Here is a 19,636-nt window from a genome sequence, read left to right on the forward strand (position 1 = left end):
GAGTAAGAGGAACCGCGACTTTAGGGGGCAAGTGTGATGATTGATTGGCAAAAATATTAACGGGGTTTTAAAGCCTAGCGCCATTAGTAACAAGATTTGTCAGAGCTTTACCGCATCGGCTGTCGGATTTCTGCCATCAAACTGTCACGCAGCCACCCCAATATCCGGGGCCGAACGTGAACTCAGGTTAGGGATGGCGGGGGCGATGGCGAGCAGTGTGCGCAGACGCGAAGTGATTGGCTGGATGGGCGTCGGGGCCTTGGCGCCTTTGTTGGGCGCCTGCTCCGCGATCCCCGGTCAGCGCGGCGGCGACGCCTCGCTCGAACTGCTCTATGTCGCCGACACCCTCGATGCCCGCGAGCCTGGCCTGCCAGTGGTGCCGGCCACGCGCCTGGGGCCGGTCAGCCATCTGGGACGTGCTCCGTGGATGACCGGCAGCCATGCCAGTAGCGGCCATGCCGAGCTCGCGCCATTGCTCGATGCCGGCCAGGCCAGCCAGGCGCGCCTTGGCGGTTATGCCGTATTGGCCGCACTGATGGAGCAGATGCGCAACGAGGCCGGCGCCGAGCGCTGCCTGACCCTGGAAAACGGCCAGAACTGGAACGGCAGCGGCCTGGCCTACCTGACCCAAGGCGATAGCGGCGTGCAGGGCAGTCGGATGCTGGCCAGCGAGGTGCGTGTGAGCAGCGATGAGCGCGTGCTGTGGCCGCAACGCTGCGCCGCTCTTTATCGTCAGTCCCCTGCGATTACCCTCGGCGCCGGGCTTGGCGTTGAACAGGCCAAGGGCCTGGGTGTCGAGCCCCTGCGTGTGTTCGAGCGCGGCGGCGTGCGCATTGCGGTGGTCGGTGTGACCGACCCTTACGCCCAGGATCAGAAAGCCTCGCTCAAGCAGTGGTACCAATCATTGTTGCCAAGCTTCCAGCAAGCCCGGCGCGAGGCCGACCTGGTGGTCGCCCTGGCGGATGTCGGTACTGGCCCCGGCCTTTGGCTGGCCGAGCGGATCGACGAAATCGATGTCCTGCTGTGTGCCCGTGGCCAGGATCTGTGGCCGACACCAGTGCCTGTCACGCAAGCGTCGGGGCGCCAAGTGCCGGTGCTGTTCGCCGGGTGCCGCGCCAGTGGCGTCTATCGCCTGCGTTGCCAGCAAACCGCGGGGCAGTGGCAGTTCGAGGCGCGTTTCGTGCCTGCTTTCGAGGATCGACTTTCGCCAACTGCCCAAGCGCGCGCCAGCCAGTTACGCACCACGCTGCGCCAGCAGCGCGCCGGTCATGCGGCCTGGCTTGACCAGCCGCTGGCGCGCGCGCCGCAGGCCTTGTGGCGCCGTGATACCCGTGGCGGCAGTTGGGATCGTCTCTTGCATCAGGCCCTGGCCGACGACTCGAGCATGCCGGTGCTGCTGCCGGGGCTGCGTTACGACCATCCACTGCCTGCTGGCCAGGCGATCACCCGCGAGCATCTGATCAGCCTCACCGGCGGCTACTCGGCGCCTGTGGTCGAGGCCCCTGCGCGCCAGGTGGAACAGGTGCTGGAGAATGCCGCCGAGCAGTTGTTCGGCGATCCGCTGCTGCTCGACAACAGCCAGGACCTGCCGCGTTGGCAAGGCCACGCCTGGCAGGTCAGCTACAGCCCGATGGGCAAGCGCGTCGCCGGGCTCCCGACGGTGCAGGGCTCGTGTCGCACCTTCGGCCTGCACTTCGATGCCCAGGCCGGCGAGCCGCTGTGGCAGAAGGTCGAGGCCTGGCTGGCGCGCCAGGCGCCGAACTGGCAACTGTCGCCGTTGCAATGGCCCGAGGTGCGCTATGTACAAGGGCATCCGGGGTGGCATCCGCGCCAGGTGGCGTCGTGATCGGGCTGTCGCGCCTGCCCAACCTGCTGCTGCTGACCTTGGCCGGCTGGCTCGCCGCCCAGTGCATCCTGCAACTGAGTCGCCAGCCGCAACCGCTCGGTGTCCCGCGTGAACAGGCATCGACCTTGCCAGGCCTGATGGCTGGCCACTGGCAGGCGCCATCCGATGAGGGTGGCATCCCCCTGACACGCCTGCCGCTGCACTACCTCGGCGGGCTCAAGGCCGAGCCGCTGTCCGCCACGGTGGTGGTGCTGCGCTTCGGCCAGCAGGTCCGCACCCTGGGCCGTGGCCAGCGACTGGCGCCAGGGATCGTGCTGCAGGACATCGATGCCGATGGCCTGATTTTCGACAACCAGGGGCGGCGCGAGCGCCTGCCCTGGCCGCCACGGCCCGCCGTGACCGGCTTCAAGCGGCAAGGATGAGCAATGATCGCAAGATACGCTGTGGCCTGCGTGCTGAGCCTCGGCCTGTGCTCTGCGCAGGCCTGGGCCGAAGACCCTGAGGTCGACGAAGACGGGGTGCCGCAATACGAGGTGAACTTCGTCGACACCGACATGGGCGAGTTCATCGACAGCGTCTCGCGCATCACGGGCACCACCTTCATCGTCGATCCACGGGTCACCGGCAAGGTCACGGTACGCACCGTCGATCGCCACGACGCCGAAGCCATCTACGACATCTTCCTCGCCCAGTTGCGTGCCCAGGGCTTTGCCGCCGTGGACCTGCCCAACGGCAGCGTGAAGATCGTCCCCGACCAGGCCGCGCGCCTGGAGCCGGTGCCGGTGGAGAACGCCGGCAAGCAGAGCAAGGGCAGCGACGGCGTGGCGACCCGGGTATTCAATGTGCGCAACGCCGCCAGCGAACAGATGCTCGGCATTCTCAAGCCGCTGATCGACCCGCGCGTCGGGGTGATCACCCCATACCCTGCCGCCAACCTGCTGGTGGTCACCGACTGGCGCAGCAACCTGGAGCGCATCGACAAGCTGCTACGCCAGCTCGACCAGGTCAGCGACGAGCCCTTGCAGGTGATGCCACTCAAGCATGCCAGCGCCGCTGACACCGCGCCCCTGGTCACCCGCCTGCTGGCCCGCGAGCAGGGCGCCGACAGTGCTCAGGTGGTGGCCGACCCGCGCAGCAATGCGCTGCTGGTGCGTGGTAGCGCCGACAGCCGCGAGCGCGTCCGTACGCTGCTTGGCCAGCTCGACCGACCCAGCGACAACCTGCACAGCAGCAACACCCAGGTGATCTACCTGCGCCACGCCAATGCTGCGGAAGTGGTCAAGGTGCTGCGCGGTCTCGGCCAGGACGGCGGGGTGCCCGATGCGCCCGCAGGCGAAGGCAAGGAGGCGCCAGTACGCACCGCCAGCGATTCGGGCGTGCGCCTGGAGTATGAAGAGGGCGCCAATGCGGTGGTCATGGTCGGCCCCGACAGTGAGCTGGCGGCCTATCGCAACATCGTCGAGCAACTCGATATCCGCCGCGCCCAGGTGGTGGTCGAGGCGATCATCGCCGAAGTGTCCGACAGCAGCGCCCAGGAGCTGGGCGTGCAGTGGCTGTTCGCCGACGAGAAGTTCGGCGCCGGCATCGTCAACTTCGGCAGCAACGGGGTGAACATCGCCAACATCGCCGGCGCTGCCGCCAGCGGCGACAACAGGGAACTGGGCAAGCTGCTCTCGGCCACCTCGGGCGCCACCGCCGGCATCGGCCATTTCGGCGGCGGTTTCAACTTCGCCATGCTGATCAACGCGCTCAAGGGCAAGAGCGGTTTCAACCTGCTGTCGACCCCGACCCTGCTGACCCTGGACAACGCCGAGGCGTCGATCCTGGTCGGCCAGGAAGTCCCTTTCGTCACCGGCTCCGTGACCCAGAACAACGCCAACCCCTACCAGACCATCGAACGCAAGGAGGTGGGGGTGAAGTTGCGCATCAAGCCGCAGGTCAACAGCGACAACAGCGTGCGCCTGGACATCGTCCAGGAAGTGTCCTCGATCGCCGATTCGCGCGCCGCCAGCGACGTGATCACCAACAAGCGCGAGATCAAGACCAAAGTGATGGTCGACGACAATGGCCTGGTGATTCTCGGTGGCCTGATCAGCGACGAGTCCACCACCAGCAATCAGCGCGTGCCGTTGCTCGGCGACATTCCCGTGCTCGGCCGTTTGTTCCGCTCCGACAGCAACCGCAACGTGAAGCAGAACCTGATGGTGTTCATCCGCCCGCGGATCATGCGTGACGGGCCGAGCCTTGCCGGGCTGAGCCAGGAAAAGTACCGCAGCCTGCAGCAGGACACGGCCTTGCAGATGCCGGAACTCGCCGAGGGTGGCGCCTTGCTCAAGGCGTTCCCGGCCAGCCGCGCGCGGCTTGAAGGCGGTAACTGGTGATGCTCGGCTACCGCCTGGCGCGTCAGGCTGGCGTGGCCATGGCCCCGGACGACCAGGGCTGGCAGCTATGGTTGCGCGAGGATGCCGACAGCGACCAAGTGCAAGAGCTGCTGCGCGTGCATGGCCAGCCACTGCGCCTGGAGCGCCTCGATCGCGCCGCTTTCGACGAGCGTCTTGGCCAGCTCTACCAGGCTGCCGACTCGGCCACCGCCGCATTGATCGAAGGCATCGGCGAGCAGGTTGACCTCGACAGCCTGATGAGCGAAATGCCACGCATCGAAGACCTGCTCGAAAGCGACGACGAAGCCCCGGTGATCCGCCTGATCAACGGCCTGTTCGGCCAGGCCCTGCGCCTGCGTGCCTCGGACATCCACATCGAGACCTTCGAGCAGAGCCTGGTGGTGCGCCTGCGCGTCGATGGTCATCTGCGCGAGGTTCTGCGCCCGCCGCGAGCGCTTTCGGCCATGCTGGTGTCGCGAATCAAGGTCATGGCGCGCCTGGACATCGCCGAGAAACGCCAGCCCCAGGACGGACGCATCACCCTGCGCGCCGCCGGACGCGAAGTGGACGTACGGGTCTCGACACTGCCCGGCATCCATGGCGAGCGCGTGGTGATGCGCGTGCTCGACAAGCAGGCCAGCCTGCTGGCGCTGGACAACCTCGGCATGCCGGCCGCAGCGTTGCAGGGCCTGCGCGCGTGCCTGGCGCGGCCCAATGGCATCGTGCTGTCCACCGGCCCCACTGGCTCGGGCAAGACCACCACGCTGTACGCCAGCCTCAACAGCCTCAACGACGGCAGTCGCAATATCCTCACCGTCGAAGACCCGGTGGAGTACGCCATTGCCGGTATCGGCCAGACCGCGATCAACCCGCGTGCCGGGCTGACCTTCGCCACCGGCTTGCGCGCGATCCTGCGCCAGGACCCGGACGTGATCATGCTCGGTGAGATCCGCGACCAGGAGACGGCGCAGATCGCCGTGCAGGCCAGCCTGACCGGCCATCTGGTGCTCTCGACCTTGCACACCAACAGTGCGATCGGCGCGGTGACACGCCTGCGTGACATGGGCATCGAACCCTTCCTGATCGCCTCCAGCCTGCGCGGGGTGCTGGCCCAGCGCCTGGTCCGGCGCCTGTGCAGTTGTGCCGAGCCACGCCCGTTGCTTGCCGCCGAGCGGCGCCTGTGGCCGGAGTTGGCCGCCTTGCAGGCCACCCACCATCCGGTGGGTTGCGACAGTTGCCAGGGCAGCGGGTATGTCGGGCGCTTGGGCCTTTATGAATTCATCGAGCTGGATGCAGGCTTGGTCGCCCTGCTTTATGAGGGCGCCAGCGAAGTGACGATGCAGGCCCACCTGGCCACACGCCGGCAGAGCCTGGTGGCCATGGCCAGTGACTGCCTGGCCCGTGGCGAGACCAGCCTGGCCGAAGTGTTGCGCGTGGTGCAGGGCTGAGCATGCCGACCTATCGCTACCAGGCCCTGGACCTGGCAGGCAAACCGCACAAGGCCAGTGTGCAGGCCGACAGCGAGCGCCATGCGCGCCAGTTGTTGCGTGAGCAGGGCCTGTTCGCACGCAAGTTGCAACGCCATGAAGGCAGCTTGCGGCAACCGCGTCGCCAGCGCCTGAGCCGTGCTCAGCTGTGCGAGCTGACCCGCCAGTTGGCCACGCTCACCGGTGCCGGCATTCCCCTGGTCGATGCCCTGGCCACGCTCGAACGGCAATTGCGCGCGCCCGCCTTGCAGGCCGTGCTGGTATCGGTGCGCGGCGCGCTGGCCGAAGGCCTGGGGCTGGCCCGCAGTCTTGCGCGGCAAGGCGCGCCGTTCACCGGGTTGTATTGCGCACTGGTCGAGGCGGGCGAGCGCTCCGGGCGCCTGGCGCAGGTGCTGACGCGCCTGGCGGATCACCTGGAGCAGGTCCAGCGCCAACAGCACAAGGCGCGCACTGCGCTGATCTATCCCTGTGTGCTGATGGGCGTGTCGCTGGCGGTGGTGGTCGGTCTGATGACGTTCGTGGTGCCCAAGCTGACCGAGCAGTTTGCCCATTCCGGACAGGCGCTGCCGCTGATCACCTCGTTGCTGATCGCCATCAGCCAGGGCCTGGCCAACGCTGGGCCCTGGCTGCTGGGTGCGGCGATCCCGCTGACGCTGCTGTGCGGTTGGCTGTTGCGCAAGCCGCACTGGCGCCTGCGCCGCGACGACCTGCTGCTGCGCCTGCCGCGTGTCGGCAGCCTGCTGCAGGTGCTGGAGAGCGCACGTCTGGCGCGCAGCCTGGCGATTCTCTGCGGCAGTGGCGTGGCCCTGCTCGAAGCATTGCAGGTGGCCAGCGAAACGGTCGCCAACCAGCGTATCCGCCTGGCCCTGGAGCAGGTGCGCCTGCAGGTCCAGGGCGGCACCAGCCTGCATCGGGCGCTGGATGCCAGCGGCCAGTTTCCACCACTGCTGGTGAACATGGTCGGCAGCGGCGAGGCCAGCGGCACCCTGGCCGACATGCTCGAGCGCGTGGCCGACGACCAGGAGCGCGGCTTTGCCCGTCAGGTCGACACCGCCATGGCGCTTTTCGAACCTCTGATGATCCTGGTGATGGGCGGCGTGGTGCTGTTCATCGTGCTGGCGGTGCTGTTGCCGATCATGCAGCTCAACCAGGGTCTGCAACTGTGAAAAGGAGTCTTTGCATGCAGTATCGCGCCAAGCGTCAGCGCGGCTTCACCCTCATGGAAATCATGGTGGTGATTTTCATCATCGGCCTGCTGATCGCGGTGGTCGCGCCCAGCGTGCTGGGCAACCAGGACAAGGCCATGCGCCAGAAGGTGATGGCTGACCTTGCCACCCTCGAGCAGGCGCTGGACATGTACCGGCTCGACAACCTGCGCTTTCCCAGCAGCGAGCAAGGCCTCGCCGCATTGGTGAAGAAGCCGGGCCAGGAGCCGCTACCGCGTGCCTGGCGCAGCGATGGCTACATTCGTCGCCTGCCGGAAGACCCGTGGGGCACGCCGTACCAGTACCGCATGCCGGGCGAGCATGGCCGTGTCGATGTCTATTCGCTCGGGGCCGATGGCGTGGTCGGTGGCGAAGGGCTGGATGCCGACCTGGGCAACTGGGACCTCTGACTTGCCTTCCCAGCGCGGCTTCAGCCTGCTCGAATTGCTGGTGGTGCTGGCCATCGCCGGGCTGATGACCGGCTTGAGCGTGGCCTGGCTCGACAGCGGTCGTACGCGGGTCGACCAGGCCATGCAGCGGCTGGTCGCCGCGACCCGCGAGCAGTCCGCCGTGGCCCGGCATACCGGCCAGTTGCGTGGCCTGCGCTGGAGCGGCAAGCGCCCTGAGTTCGTTCGCCATGACGGCACCGGCTGGGTGCTGGAGACGGTCGCGTTGGGGGATTGGCCGCAAGACCTGCGCCCGGACTGGCAGGCGGCAGCAGCGCCGCAACTGGTGTTCACCCCCGAAGGTTGGGCAAGGCCCGGCAAGGTGAACTGGCGTGGCGCCGAAGGCGGGCAGCGCTGGAGCTGGGGGCGCGAGGGGCAGTTGCAGGTCGTGGCGCTTCCATGAGGCGGCGACAGCGCGGTTTCACCTTGCTTGAAGTCAGCGTGGCGCTGGGTATTGCCGCCGTACTGGCGGTGATCACCAGCCAGGTGTTGCGCCAGCGCCTGGCGGTGCAGGAAGGCGTGCAGCAGCACCGCCTTGGCGCCCTGTGCGCCCGTGAGCTGCAGGCACGGTTTGCGGTCGAGCAGTATTGGCCGGGCAGCAATCGCACCGCCGGGGCGCTGCAACAGGGCGCGCAGGTGTGTCACTGGGACCTGCAACTGCGCAGCACCGGCGTGCGCGATCTGCGCCGTGGCGAGCTGCGCCTGTTCGCCGACCGCGATCAGCGTGTGCCGCTGGGTTTGTACACCCTGTTTCTGGAGCGCCCATGAAGCGTCGCCAGACGGGGTTGACCCTGATCGAACTGATGGTGGCGCTGGCGCTGACCGCGGTGCTGGGCATCCTGCTGGCGGCCTTGGTGCATGGCTGGCTCACGGTGCGCGAGCGTCTCGCCGAGCAGCAGAACGAGCCCGGTGTGCTGGAGTTCTGCCTGGCGCTGGAGCGGCGGTTCGACAGCCCGGTGCTGCGCCAGGTGTACGAGCAGCGCCTGCCACTGGCCACGCGCTGGCTCGATTGGCAGGCGCAGAACCAGCAGTTGCTGTGGGTCGCTGCTGCGGCCTGGCCCCAGGCCGAAGGCGGTTCCCGCTTGCAGCGTCAGCGCCTGCGTTTCGAGCCGAGGGAGCAGCGCGTGCTGCTGGAAACTTCCGCCGATCTCTACGCCGCCGACAAGCCGCGTTGGGTGGTACGCGAGCGCCTGGAGCGGGTCAGCGAGATGAGCATTCTGTATTTCCAGGGCGGCAGTTGGCTGGCCTGGCCTTCCGATCAACCGACGCACCCCGGCCGTGGCGTGCGCCTGCATCTGCAGCGTGACGGAGCACCTTATGTCTGCACATTCGTCCTGCCCTGGGGGCGCTCATGAAGCTTGAATGGCGGCGGCGCTCGCCTGCGCGACCCTGGTTGCTGTTGCGTCCGGAGGCTGACGGCGGTTGGCACTGGTGCCTGCTGGAAAGCGGCATGCTGCGTGACGAAGGGCAGGGGCGCCCGCCGCAGGATCTGATCGCCCGGGTTGCCCTGGTGGTGCCGGGCGAGGCGTGCAGCCATTTCCAGTTGCCGGCGCCGCCCGGGCTCAAGCGTGAGGAATGGCCGCTGCTGCTGGAGGACCGTCTGTTGCAGGGGAGCGATGAGGTGCACTGTGCATGCATCGGTCGCACGGCAGGGCAACTGCGGTTGGTGGTCGTGGCGCGGGATCGGCTCGATGGCTGGTTGGCCCAGTGCGTGGAGTGGGGGCTGGAGGTAGAGCGTTGCTGGTCGCAGTTCCAGCTCTTGCCGACACTCGACCCGGGCTGTGGATGGCAATGGCGACAGGCACAGTCGACCCTGTACGCGCGGGTTGACGAAGAGGGCAGCGAGCACTGGCTGGCCTGGCCACAGGTGTTGGGCTCTGCACCTGCGCCGTGGGATACGCAGGCGCTTGAGCCGGTCGATGGACGCTGGCCACAGCGGATTGCCGATCTCGATACCTTGCCAGTGCTGCGGGAAACGCGTCGTCCGCGCCAATCATTGAAGGTCACGGGGCTGCAAAAGCGCTTGGTAGCCGCCTGCCTGGTGCTCGCCGCCGTCTGGGGCGGTCTGTGGATCAGCCAGCAATGGCGTCAGGCCCAGCTGTATCGGCAGCAGGTGCTGGCGGTTACCGGCCCGCAGGCCACGCCACGCCAGGCAGCGCAGGCGCTCAGGCGGCTGCGTGACGCCGACGGCGAGCGGGTTTTGCGTCTGCGTCGGCTCGACGGTTTGCAAGGGCAGTTGCAGGGCTGGCTGCACGAGCACCCGCAGTGGCGCCTGCGCGCCGTGCGCTTCGATGGGCAGCGCTGGCATCTGCAATTGGACGGCGACGGCACGGTGCCGCCGTGGGATGAAATGGCCGCAACGGTCGGGGCGGCGGTGCAGGTGCAGGCACAGGGCGTGGTGTTCGACCTGGGGAGCGGTTCATGATCCGCGTCTTTTTACAACGCCAGCGTATGCGTCTGGCATGGGGGCTGATCGCGCTGTTGCTGATCGTCATCCTGGTGCGTGAGGCGAGCGCGCGCTGGGCCGAGATGAGCCAGTGGCGCGGGCTGGCAGAAGTGGCGATCAGCCTTGAGGGCGGCCCGGTCTTGAGCCTGGAGCGTCTGCGTCAGTCTGCCCAGGCCCGGCACATCGAGCTGACGGAGGTCGAGCCGCAGGAGCAGGGCTGGCAGGTGCGTGGCTCGGTCGCGGACGAGCAGGCGCTGCTGAGGTGGTTGCAGGCGTTGCAGATCGAGGGCGCACAGCCGCTGCAATGGGGTATGGAACAGGAGGGCAAGCGCCTGCGCTTCGACCTGCGGGTCCGGCCATGAGGGCGCGCGTGCTGCTGTGGCCGGCGCTGGTGTGTGCTGTCACGCTGCTCGTCGAGTTGCCTGCACACTGGCTGGTGCCAGGCAGGGCCGTCAGCGGCAGCCTCTGGCACGGACAGGCCGAGCAGGTGGGCGATGTCGGGCCGCTGAGCTGGCAGTGGCGACCGTGGCAGGCACAGGGCGAAATCCGCCTGGGTTATCAGGGCCAGGATTGGCTGATGCGCTTGAGCGGTTGGCCCTGGCGCTGGCGGGCGGATGTCGAGGCGCTCGAGGCTGCGGCGAGTGTGCCGGTGGCTTATCGCCTGGCGGGGCATTGGCAGGGGCGTGTCAATGTGAAGGGTGCGTGGCGACAGTGCGTCGGTGCCGAGGGGCGTTTGCAGGTGAACGACCTGGCGCTGGTATCGCCATGGTCGCTGGGGTTGGGGCAGGGCTGGCTCCAAATGCGCTGTGCAGGTGACTGGCACTTGCAGGGCGCGCTGGCCCTGCAAGGGCAGCACCAGCTCGATCTTGACGCCGACCTGCTGGCTAGGCGCGCCCAGGTCCGTTTCGAGGTCCAGCCTGATGCTGCGCTGACGCCCTTGCTGCGTGGCGCCCAGTGGTTGGGGCCGGAGGCTGCCAGGGGCGAGCGGCAGCTCAGGTGGTAGCTACAGTGCATGAGTCTGTTCCTTGCCAGCTCAATCCTTGTAGGAGCGGGCTTGCCCGCGAACACCGGCATAGCCGGTGCCATGCCCCCACCACCCACTCAACTCCAGGTCCGATAACCCCGCTTTTACCGGCCCATCCCCAGTTCCGCATCGTCCATCAATGCCTTGGCCAATGCGCTCAGGTAGTACGAAGCCCAGACCAGTTGCGGGTTCTCATCCATCACTGCGCTCAAGGTCATGTCGCGCACGTACCCCATCAACTCCGAAGCCTGCTCGCGTGCACGCTCGCACGGGATGCCCGGCTCGATGCAGAACAGCGGCTGGGTCAGACCCTTGCCTTGGTAGAACCGAGTCTTGCCAACGGTGGTGTTCGGTGTGGTGTCGCTTGTATCCATCCCTTCATCTCCCTGAACACCGCTTAGTGAGCAGTCTGCGGCTCTGCCGGCATCTGAATCTGTATCAAAGCCGACTCCAGCAAAATCCTTAGCGCTTCCATTTCATGAATGGCAGCCATTACCAGGAGCGAGACGGGGGACTTGGGTTGGAGGAGGACCGCTTGATGGGCCACGGTTTGTGCGCAGAGTGCGTACTCGGTGGCTTGGATGATGGTGTCTTCGAGAGAGTGGTTGTTGTGAGGTGGGTCGGGGACGATCTTTAACATCGCGTTATTCCTTGTGGGGCTACCTCCAACTGCTGTCAAACAAAGGGTGGCAGCTGTACGTGGGTTGACAGACCGGCGGAATAAGCAAAGTTCCGGCGCACGCAAGCGTGCCCGCACGTACAGCTGCCATGGAAAGCAGCCATATGCTTAATACCGTCACAGCCTGTCAAAGCTGTGTCGTTGATGTGCAACGACGCGCCGAGACTAGAGCGCTGCTCCAGGAGCCGCAACGGAAAAAAGGCGCCGGGAGTATCTTTGGGAAATGGACTACAGGAAAGGCGTATTTTCTGATTTTCGAAGGATGCGATACGCATAGGCGACGCCAGGAATACCAGGCACCTACGCCACCCCCTTGTAGGAGCGGGCTTGCCCGCGAACACCGGCATAGCCGGTGCCATCCACCGCGGTGTTGCCATCGCGGGACCAGCCCGCTCCTACAGGATCTCCCTGCTCCTGCACTCAACGATCAGCGCGCACCTTTGCTCCCGACATTCGACACCCACTCCTCACTGCGGCTATGCCCGCTGGTGCGCAGCAGCCCCAGGTCCAGCGCATTCTCACCATCCGCCGCGCCCTTGCTCTTGGACAGTTCCGCAATGGCCGTACCCATGTCGACCGGCGAGTTGGAGAAGTCCACCGAGACATTGCGCTGGTAGTCACGACCCGTGAGCGTTTCGCGGCTGACCGACTGGGCCTGCAGATCGACGTCACCAGCGCTCGACTGGATCCGTGCCCCGACCAGACGCGCCTGGCCACCGACCTTCAATTCGACGCCTTCATTGCCCTTGAGCGTGGCCTGGTGGGCGACGGTGTCGCGCTGGGTGTGGGACACCTCGACTTTCACGGTCGGCGACAGCTTCGGGTCCACCTTGCTCAGCGTCGGGCCAACCTTCTCGGTGACCTTGCCTGCCGCTGGGCCGGAGAGGGCTCCGGCAGCATCGAGATAACCCTGGGGATTCTTCTCGTGGCTCAGACGGGCGTCGGCCTTGACGACCAGTGTGTCGACGCGATCCTTGCGGCTGGCCAGCAGCAGGTCGCCACCGATGTCGCCGCGGATCCGGTCGGCGTCCAGGCTTGCGCCTTCGATGCGGGTGTCACCTTGGCTTGCCAGCTCGATGCGGTCAGCGCGCAAGGTGCTGGCATTCCAGGTCTGGTTGTCGCGCTTGTCGAGATTGACCTGCACCCGCCCGTGCAGGCCGCGGATATCCTTGTCCGGGGTTTCGCCGCGGTTGAGCCTGAAACCGGCACCGGCAGTGATCTCCAGGTTGTCGCGCTGCTCCTTGTCGGACGAGGCTTCGACCAGCATGCCACCCTTGCTGGCCTCCAGCTTGATCTGCGCGGCCGAGGCTTGCAGGCCCTGGAGATGCAGGGCGATATCGTCGCGTGCACGGCTACTGATCTGCAGGGTGCCTTGGGTGTCGAAGCGGGCATCGACTGCCTGGCTGGCCTTCTCGTTGAGCTTGCCATTGGCGAAGTGACCACCCAGTGCGCCGCCTTTGCCCGTGCCGAACTTGGCTGCCAGCTCGAGCCCGCCGCCGAGGTTGTGGCCGCTGGCCTGCTGGCTGTCGTGGGCCGCCTTGACCTGCAACAGCCCGGCGCTGTCCAGTTCGATGCCGCCAGTCGGTGCTTCGCGGCTGCCGATGCGAGTGCCTTCGAGGATAAGGTCGGCGCCGCTGCTGAGCAGCACCTTGCCCTTGGCGTCGATCTGGCCGACCTGGGCCTTGCTTTCCTGGCGCTGGAGCTCGGTCAGGTCAAGGTAGCCGCGACCCTCGACACCGGTACTGCCGGGGCGGTTGCCCACCTTGGCCCAGGCATTGCCGTCGGTCTGGCGCTGGTGTTCGGAGCGCTGGTCGTGAGCTGCGCTCAGCAAGAGCTTGCCGTTGCTGGTGATGCTGAGGTCGCCGTTGCCGGCGTTGATGCGCGTACCTTCGTACAGGCCGTCGGCGCCCAGTTGGACCTGGATACCCGTTTGCCCATAGAGGCTGCCGACCCGGGCGTTGCGGGTGCTGTCTTCGCTGTTCGACGAGCCACTTTTAGCGCTGGCGCGCACATTGAGGTCGTTGCCGGTACTGGTGTCGACCCGCATGTCACCGCCAACGGCCAATTGCTCGACGAGGCGCGACTGCTCGTCGACCGCCGCACGTTGATGATGCTGGTTGGCGGTGATCGCCAGCAGGCCCTCATTGGCGCGCCAGGCCGTGCCTTGATCGTCGATGCGCTCGGCTTCGACCTTGACGCTGGCACCGGACAGCTCGCTGACCTGGGCGATACCGCGGCGCTGGTTTTCCAGGCGCTTCAGATGGTCCACGGTCATGTCGCCGCCGACGCTGGGTGTGGCCATCGCGTCCTCGGGCGAGGCCTGCTGGAAGCGCGCGGCTTCCTCGCCGAGTATCAGGCGCTCGATGGGCCGGGTCAGGTCGCGGTATTCGAGGCTGGCACCGAGGGTGCCACGCCAGTTGTCATTGCGCTGCTCGCGTTCGTGCACATCCTGTACCGCTCGGTTCTCGATCTCCTTGGCCTTGACCAGCAACGCCTTGCCAGCGTCGACGCGTGCGGCCTCGGTCACCAACGTCCCTGTGTCGATCTTCACATCGCCACCTGCCTGCAATTCGCTGCGTTGTACCTTGCTGTCGCGCTCACGCACGGTCTCCTTCTGATGATGCCCCTCGAAGAGGCTGCCGATTCGGTCGATGCCGCCGGTCACGACCAGGCTGCCACCGCTGTCGGTGCTCTGGGTGTCTGTCTGGTGGTCGTTGTGGGTGGCGCCGAGTGTGATCCGTTGCCCTTGCAACGCGAGGTCGCCAGTAGTGGCGGTGACTTTCGAGCCATTGACCTGCAGGTGTGCACCGCTTTGCAGTTCGACCGAGCCGCCCTTGAGCTCGCTGGCCACCTGTTCGGTCACGCGTTGCTGGCTGTGTGTGCTGACGACCGCATAGCCGACTCCAGCCTCGTACTGGCGAGATCCGGGCTTGTCGTCCTTGGCGTTGGCGGTCTGGCGGGCGCTGGCGGTGAGTGAGCGCTGTTGCGTGTCGGTCTTGCTGTCGCTGCGCGCCTGCGCACTCTCGACGATGAGGTCGCCCTTGGCTTCGATCTTGAGCTGCCGACCGGCCTCGACCTTGGCGCCCTGGATGCGCAACTCTTCGGCGCTGGCCAGGCGCAGGTCGCTTTTCGAACTGACGTCGCTTGCCAGCACCTTCTCCTGGTTGGCGCTGTGGCTGCGGTCGTGGCCGATCAGGCCGAACAGCTTGCTGTCGCTCTGTTTGTCGGTGGTGCTGGAGCGGCTGTGGTCGGCTTCGATCACCAGCTTGCCCTTGTCACCGTAGAGCACCGATTCGCCTTCGCTGGCGATGGTGCTGCCCTTGACCCTGACCTGTCCGGCGGTGACGTTCAGGTTGGCGCCCGAGGTGATCACACTGCCGGCGACCTGCTGGGCGGTATTGTCCTTGCCTTCGCGGTCGCCGAAGAAGCTGCCGGAAACCAGGTCGCCCCGGTAGTCGCGTTGTGTGCCGCGTGCCTCCAGGGCCGTGGTGGCGATGTCGACCTGGCTTGCCGACAGCGCCATGTCGCCCTCGCTGTGCATCCGGCTGCCCTGGACCTTGAGTGCCTCACCAGCCTTGGCGATCAGCGTGCCCCCCTGCAGATCGCTGGGTTTGGCGGTCTCCTGGTACTGGTCGCTGTCGCTGTCACCCCGCCACAGGTGCTTGCGATGGCGTACCTGCTCTTCGACACGTCGGCTCTGCTTGCCGGCTTCGATGCTCAGGTTGGTCGCGCTGTCGAGGTTGAGTTCGCCGCCGGCCTTGAGGGTGGCCGCTACCAGTTGCATGTCGTCGCCGGACTTCAGCGCCAGGCGGTCATCGGCTTGCAAGTGCGTGCCGGTGAGCGTGCGCTCGGTCTCGGTGGTGTTGCGTTCGTAGGTCTCGGTGGTGACGAACAGCCACTTCTTGTCCCATGACTTACGGTCACGTTCGATGTTTTCCCGGGCTGTGGTATCCAGCGTGAGTTTCTGGCCCGCATTGACGTTGATCGATTTGCCCTCGCCCGTGACGGCCTGCAGCCTGAGGTCGCCGCTGGCGCTGAGGTCGAGGTCGCCCTTGCGGCTGCGCAGCGCGGCGTTGCGCGTGCCGTCGTCACCGATGTGCAGCCCGCCGGCCGACTGGACCTGGATGCCATCGTACCCGTGCATGTCGATGGCGCCGATTCGCACGCCCGCGCCCTCGGCCGTGCTGACCACGCGGATGCGGCCGGCGTACATGGCGCCGAACAGGCTGGCATCGATGCTCGCCGGGGTGCCTGGCAGGTGTTCGAGGACCTGTCCGTTGCTGGCGTCGATGCGGTTGCGTCCGGCAATCAACTGCAGGTCGTCGCGGGTCTTGAGCGTACCCTTGCTGTCGATGCGCGGGGCGATCAGTTCGAGGGCGCCGCCATCGTTGCTCTGGCCACCGTCGAGCACGCTGAGGATGCCATGGGCGTTGCGTGAGTCGAGCAGGCGCACGCGGCCGTCCTCGAGCTGCACATCACCGACCAGGAAACCGGCGCGGGTCGTGTTGATGAAGCTGCCACCATTGAGGGTGATGCCATTGCTGTTGGCGAGGATGTAGTCGGCGGGGCGGCCGAAGATTTCCTGTGGGCCTTCGATCAGCGAGGCGTTGCGGCTGATCACTTCGTTGAGGATGGTCGAGGCAGCCTGCCCCTGGAACTGCGGGTTGGCGGCCAGGGCGCCTGCCAGTTGCGACTGGCCGGCCTGCAGGGCGTTGTTGAGCACCGCACCCGCCTGGCCGATGTTGTAGTGGAGGAACTGGTTGTGCGACAGGCCGCTGGCGTTGGGTGCGACGATCTCGATGACCGGCACGCCATGGGCGTCGTTGATCAGCGGGGTGCCGCCCGGTCCAGGAGCCGGTTGCAGGCTGCCCTGGGCGAGCAGGCCCGGTGAGGCGGCTGCCAGTGTGAGAAATATGCTCCAGCGCAGGGCGTCGGGAGTGGTCGCTTTGCGGGGCTTTTTATCGTTCACGGGGTTGTCTCTCTTGTTGTGGGTGAATCAGATCGTCAAGGTCCATTCGAACACCCAGAAGCCCGGCTCCAGGGTGCTGCGTGATCGGTCGCTGGCACTCAGCGCGCGCTGGTAGTCCAGGCGCAGGCGATTGCCCGGCGTGCCCAGTACCACGCCGAGCACGGCCCCGCTCAGGCGTTGCGAGCTGCTGCCGTGATCGAAGCGCGTCCAGCCCAGGTCCAGCCCGAGGTGCGGGCGGATTTCCAGGGGCAGGCTGAGGGGAAGGGTGTGGCTCAAGGTGTTGCGCCACACCGCACCGCTGGCGCCGGAGACGCTGTGCTGGCGAAAGCCGCGCACGGCGAGGTCGTCGGAGAGGGCAAGCTGTTCGATGGCCGGCAGGCGGTCGGGGCTGTATTGCAGGTTCAGTTCGCTCTGCCAGCGCCAGGGCCCCGGGTGCAGGTACAGGAGGTTGGCGCGGTACTTGCGAAAACCAGGCTCGGCGCTCTTGCGGCCAAGCGGTGCGCGGTCGGCACCGAACAGATCCACGCCTTGGGCGACGCCGACATAGGCGTTCCACAGGCCGCCTTCGAGCCAGAGCAGGTTGAGGCCCGCCTCGAGGGTGGTGAGTGTCGGGCTCTGCTGGGCGATCTTCAGCGGGCCGAGCCAGTTGCCCATGCGTTTGTGGTCAAGGCGCAGGCTGGCGTTGAGCATGCCCTGCTGGTTGCGCCACAGCATGCGGTCGGCACTCAGCCCTTGCAGGCTGCTGCTGCCCCGGCTGCTGAGGCGGTTGCCGGGTAGTGGTGCGCGGTAGCTGAGCTGGCTGGCGTTCAGGGCGAAGGTCCAGGGGCCGTAGGGAACGCTGTAGTAGAGGCTGGCACCCTGGCTGCGCCCCGGTGCCTGGAAGACACTGGAGTTCAATGACAGGCGCAGGTCGTCGTTCAGCCCCAGCGGGCTGTCCAGGCCGAGGCTCAGGTTCAGGCGATGGCGGCCGGTGAGTGCGCTGCCGCGGTTGTCGAGGCGGCTGTCCAGATGCCAGCGCGAACCGATCCGGCGTGGTTCGAGTTGTATCCGCGTACCGCCGGGTACGTCGCCGGGCAACAGGTTGGCGCCCAGGTCATAGGCGCGCAGGCGGTTCAGTTGATCGAGCCCTTGCTCCAGGTCGGGCAGGTACAGTGGATGGCCGAGCATGTCGGGAAAGGCACCGGCCAGCGACAGCGGCAGCGCGGTATCCAACTCGATACTCTCGACGAAGCCTTCGACGATGACGATGTCGAGGGGGGCGCCAGCCTTGGGGGGATGTCTCAGATATGGGCGGCTTGCCGGATACCCCGCCCTTACGTAGCCTTCGGTGATTGCCAGGAGCAGTCGGTTGATGGCGTGCGCAGTCATGCACGAGTGCAGCAGCGGGCGCAGGCTCTGTTCGAGCGTGGCGTTGGTGATGCGCACGTTGCCGCTCAGGCGCAGGCCGCTGACCGGCCAGCATTGGGCTGAAGGGGTTGCCGATGGTGTCGGCTGCCCTGATCCTTGCGGGGCAGGGCGGCGCTGCCAGTGCTCCAGCCGCTGCTGTTGCTGCAATTGCTGAAGCTCGCGTTGCTGGTCGCGTAGCTGCTCGCTGGCGGTATCGGCTGCAAGGGCAACCGAGCTGGTCAGCAGCGCGAGCAATGCACTGATGATTGAAAGGCAGATAGCCGGAAACGGGGTGTTCGCCATCGAAGAATTCCGCAGAGGTCGTACGGTTCAAGTACTCGTTTGCGTGGATTCTAAAAATTCGAACAGTCGTTTGGATGCGATACATTGCCTGTATGGGTATCAGGCAAATAACCTTTTTGAGTCGGGATATTCTGAGGACTTGCTGAAAATGTAGGACGCGCCGTCAGCCTGCGCCGTCTTTCTCAGGCGCGGGCGGGCTCCACGCTGGGGAAGTGGGAACTGCAAGGGTGAGCCCGAGGGCTCAGGGGCGAATCTCGATCATGGTCCCGTCCTTGACCATGCTCCACACTTCACGCATGTCGTCGTTGCGCATGGCGATGCAGCCTTCGGTCCAGTCGAGGGTGTGGAAGTACCACTCCGGGTATTCTTCGTTGATCGGTGTGCCGTGGATCATGATCATGCTGCCGGCATTGACCCCTTCGCGGCGCGCCTTGGCGGCGTCGCTGATGTTTGGGTAGGAGATGTGCATGGCCAGGTTGTAGCGGTCGCTGACCTTGCGCCAGTCGAGCCAGTAGAAGCCTTCAGGGGTGCGCTTGTCGCCTTCGCGCTCCTTGGCGCCCTTGGGTTGTTTGCCCAGGGAGATGCGGTAGGTCTTGAGTGGCTCGCCGCGGCTGATCAATTGCAGGCGCCGCTCTGACTTGAGCACCAGCACCTTGTCGATCTGCGGCTGGCTGCTGCTTTGCACAGGCCTGGCCTGGGGCTGCGTGCCCTGTGACGTGGTCGCGGGCAGGGGCTTGCGAATGATGGTCTCGGTGAACGCCGCCTGGGACACCGATGCAACGCACAAGCAGAAGAGGGCAAGCAACCAGCGCATGAAACGTATCCTGAAATAGCTAGGTGGACGACGAAACGTTCATCGGCGGCAGGTATTCATGGCCTATGGGGTACTGCTGCCCGATGCGGTCGCGATAATAGCATTCTAGTGTCCGCGTGACGGTGCGGAAAGCCAGTTCGTTCCAGGGTATTTCATGCTCTTCGAACAACCGCACTTCCAAGCTCTCGACACCGACGTCGAAGTCCAGGTCGGCGAGCTCTGCGCGGAAGAACACGTGCACCTGGTTGATGTGCGGCAGGTCGAACAACTGGTAGAGGGTGGTTGGGCCCACGCGTGCGCAGGCTTCCTCGACGGTCTCGCGACGAGCGGCCTGGTCAAGGGTTTCGCCGTTCTCCATAAAGCCGGCGGGCAGGGTCCAGAAGCCGCGGCGGGGCTCGATGGCGCGGCGACACAGCAACACCTGGCTGCCCCAGATCGGCAAGACGCCTGCGACGATGTTGGGGTTCTGGTAGTGGATGGTCTGGCAGGAGGGGCAGACGTACCGCAGGCGGCTGTCGCCCTCGGGAATCTGCTGAATGACCGGTTGGCCGCACGCGCTGCAGAATTTCATGCTTTTATTCCTGTGTGAGCGGCTATCTTGGCGCGGCCGACGGGGTTGTCGCAAGCCGTCGGGGCTTGGGTGCCTCGCG

Annotated in this window: 18 protein-coding genes; 12 read left to right on the forward strand and 6 right to left on the reverse strand. The window is 66.1% G+C overall.

Features of this window, described 5'->3' with window-relative positions:
- Window positions 1-205: 205 nt before the first annotated feature.
- Genes HU748_RS13060 through HU748_RS13115 form a run of 12 tightly spaced genes read left to right on the forward strand, consistent with a single transcriptional unit; the run spans window position 206 to window position 10,814 of the window.
- Window positions 206-1,846: a lipoprotein UxpA gene (locus HU748_RS13060; RefSeq protein ID WP_186720657.1), complete on the forward strand. Its 1,641-nt coding sequence runs from the start codon at window positions 206-208 to the stop codon at window positions 1,844-1,846.
- Entirely contained in the window at window positions 1,843-2,268 is a 426-nt protein-coding gene (locus tag HU748_RS13065) for a pilus assembly protein PilZ (protein ID WP_186720658.1), read from the forward strand. The genes HU748_RS13060 and HU748_RS13065 overlap by 4 nt, the downstream gene beginning before the upstream one ends.
- Window positions 2,269-2,271: 3 nt before the next feature.
- Window positions 2,272-4,227 carry a type II secretion system secretin GspD gene (gene gspD, locus HU748_RS13070; protein ID WP_186720659.1) on the forward strand — a complete coding sequence of 652 codons (1,956 nt, stop codon included), beginning with the start codon at window positions 2,272-2,274 and terminating at the stop codon, window positions 4,225-4,227.
- Window positions 4,227-5,675 carry an ATPase, T2SS/T4P/T4SS family gene (locus tag HU748_RS13075; protein ID WP_186668747.1) on the forward strand — a complete coding sequence of 483 codons (1,449 nt, stop codon included), beginning with the start codon at window positions 4,227-4,229 and terminating at the stop codon, window positions 5,673-5,675. Before gspD ends, HU748_RS13075 begins: the two co-directional genes overlap by 1 nt.
- Before the next feature lie 2 nt (window positions 5,676-5,677).
- Window positions 5,678-6,880, forward strand: coding sequence for a type II secretion system inner membrane protein GspF (gene gspF / locus HU748_RS13080; protein WP_186720660.1), 1,203 nt, complete (start codon window positions 5,678-5,680; stop codon window positions 6,878-6,880).
- 14 nt (window positions 6,881-6,894) lie between these two features.
- Window positions 6,895-7,329, forward strand: coding sequence for a type II secretion system major pseudopilin GspG (gene gspG, locus HU748_RS13085; RefSeq protein WP_186711446.1), 435 nt, complete (start codon window positions 6,895-6,897; stop codon window positions 7,327-7,329).
- 1 nt (window position 7,330) lies between these two features.
- Window positions 7,331-7,768, forward strand: a complete 438-nt coding sequence (gene gspH, locus HU748_RS13090) for a type II secretion system minor pseudopilin GspH (RefSeq protein ID WP_186668741.1) — start codon at window positions 7,331-7,333, stop codon at window positions 7,766-7,768.
- Window positions 7,765-8,133, forward strand: coding sequence for a type II secretion system protein (locus HU748_RS13095; RefSeq protein WP_186720661.1), 369 nt, complete (start codon window positions 7,765-7,767; stop codon window positions 8,131-8,133). The genes gspH and HU748_RS13095 overlap by 4 nt, the downstream gene beginning before the upstream one ends.
- Window positions 8,130-8,720: a prepilin-type N-terminal cleavage/methylation domain-containing protein gene (locus tag HU748_RS13100; RefSeq protein WP_186720663.1), complete on the forward strand. Its 591-nt coding sequence runs from the start codon at window positions 8,130-8,132 to the stop codon at window positions 8,718-8,720. Before HU748_RS13095 ends, HU748_RS13100 begins: the two co-directional genes overlap by 4 nt.
- Complete coding sequence (gspL, locus tag HU748_RS13105) at window positions 8,717-9,790, forward strand: type II secretion system protein GspL (protein ID WP_186720664.1); 1,074 nt, start codon at window positions 8,717-8,719, stop codon at window positions 9,788-9,790. Before HU748_RS13100 ends, gspL begins: the two co-directional genes overlap by 4 nt.
- Entirely contained in the window at window positions 9,787-10,173 is a 387-nt protein-coding gene (gene gspM, locus HU748_RS13110; RefSeq protein WP_186711449.1) for a type II secretion system protein GspM, read from the forward strand. Before gspL ends, gspM begins: the two co-directional genes overlap by 4 nt.
- A complete protein-coding gene (locus HU748_RS13115; protein ID WP_186720665.1) occupies window positions 10,170-10,814 on the forward strand; it encodes a general secretion pathway protein GspN in 645 nt (214 codons plus the stop codon). Before gspM ends, HU748_RS13115 begins: the two co-directional genes overlap by 4 nt.
- Before the next feature lie 125 nt (window positions 10,815-10,939).
- Here the strand turns inward: HU748_RS13115 and HU748_RS13120 are convergent, their stop codons facing one another.
- The 6 genes from HU748_RS13120 to HU748_RS13145 all read right to left on the reverse strand — a co-directional run bounded on the left by HU748_RS13120 (window position 10,940) and on the right by HU748_RS13145 (window position 19,557).
- Window positions 10,940-11,209: a DUF3077 domain-containing protein gene (locus tag HU748_RS13120; RefSeq protein WP_186668729.1), complete on the reverse strand. Its 270-nt coding sequence runs from the start codon at window positions 11,207-11,209 to the stop codon at window positions 10,940-10,942.
- A 23-nt stretch (window positions 11,210-11,232) separates the two neighbouring features.
- A complete protein-coding gene (locus HU748_RS13125; RefSeq protein WP_186720666.1) occupies window positions 11,233-11,475 on the reverse strand; it encodes a hypothetical protein in 243 nt (80 codons plus the stop codon).
- Window positions 11,476-11,941: 466 nt separating this feature from the next.
- Complete coding sequence (locus tag HU748_RS13130; RefSeq protein ID WP_186720667.1) at window positions 11,942-16,483, reverse strand: hemagglutinin repeat-containing protein; 4,542 nt, start codon at window positions 16,481-16,483, stop codon at window positions 11,942-11,944.
- Window positions 16,484-16,510: 27 nt separating this feature from the next.
- On the reverse strand, window positions 16,511-18,172 hold the full coding sequence (locus HU748_RS13135; RefSeq protein WP_186720668.1) for a ShlB/FhaC/HecB family hemolysin secretion/activation protein: 1,662 nt from the start codon (window positions 18,170-18,172) through the stop codon (window positions 16,511-16,513).
- A 241-nt stretch (window positions 18,173-18,413) separates the two neighbouring features.
- Complete coding sequence (locus tag HU748_RS13140; RefSeq protein WP_186711274.1) at window positions 18,414-18,986, reverse strand: L,D-transpeptidase family protein; 573 nt, start codon at window positions 18,984-18,986, stop codon at window positions 18,414-18,416.
- Window positions 18,987-19,005: 19 nt separating this feature from the next.
- Window positions 19,006-19,557 carry an NUDIX hydrolase gene (locus tag HU748_RS13145; protein WP_186711273.1) on the reverse strand — a complete coding sequence of 184 codons (552 nt, stop codon included), beginning with the start codon at window positions 19,555-19,557 and terminating at the stop codon, window positions 19,006-19,008.
- Between the last annotated feature and the right edge of the window lie 79 nt (window positions 19,558-19,636).

Source organism: Pseudomonas sp. RW3S2 (assembly GCF_014268955.1).
Classification (GTDB): Bacteria; Pseudomonadota; Gammaproteobacteria; order Pseudomonadales; family Pseudomonadaceae; genus Aquipseudomonas; species Aquipseudomonas wayambapalatensis.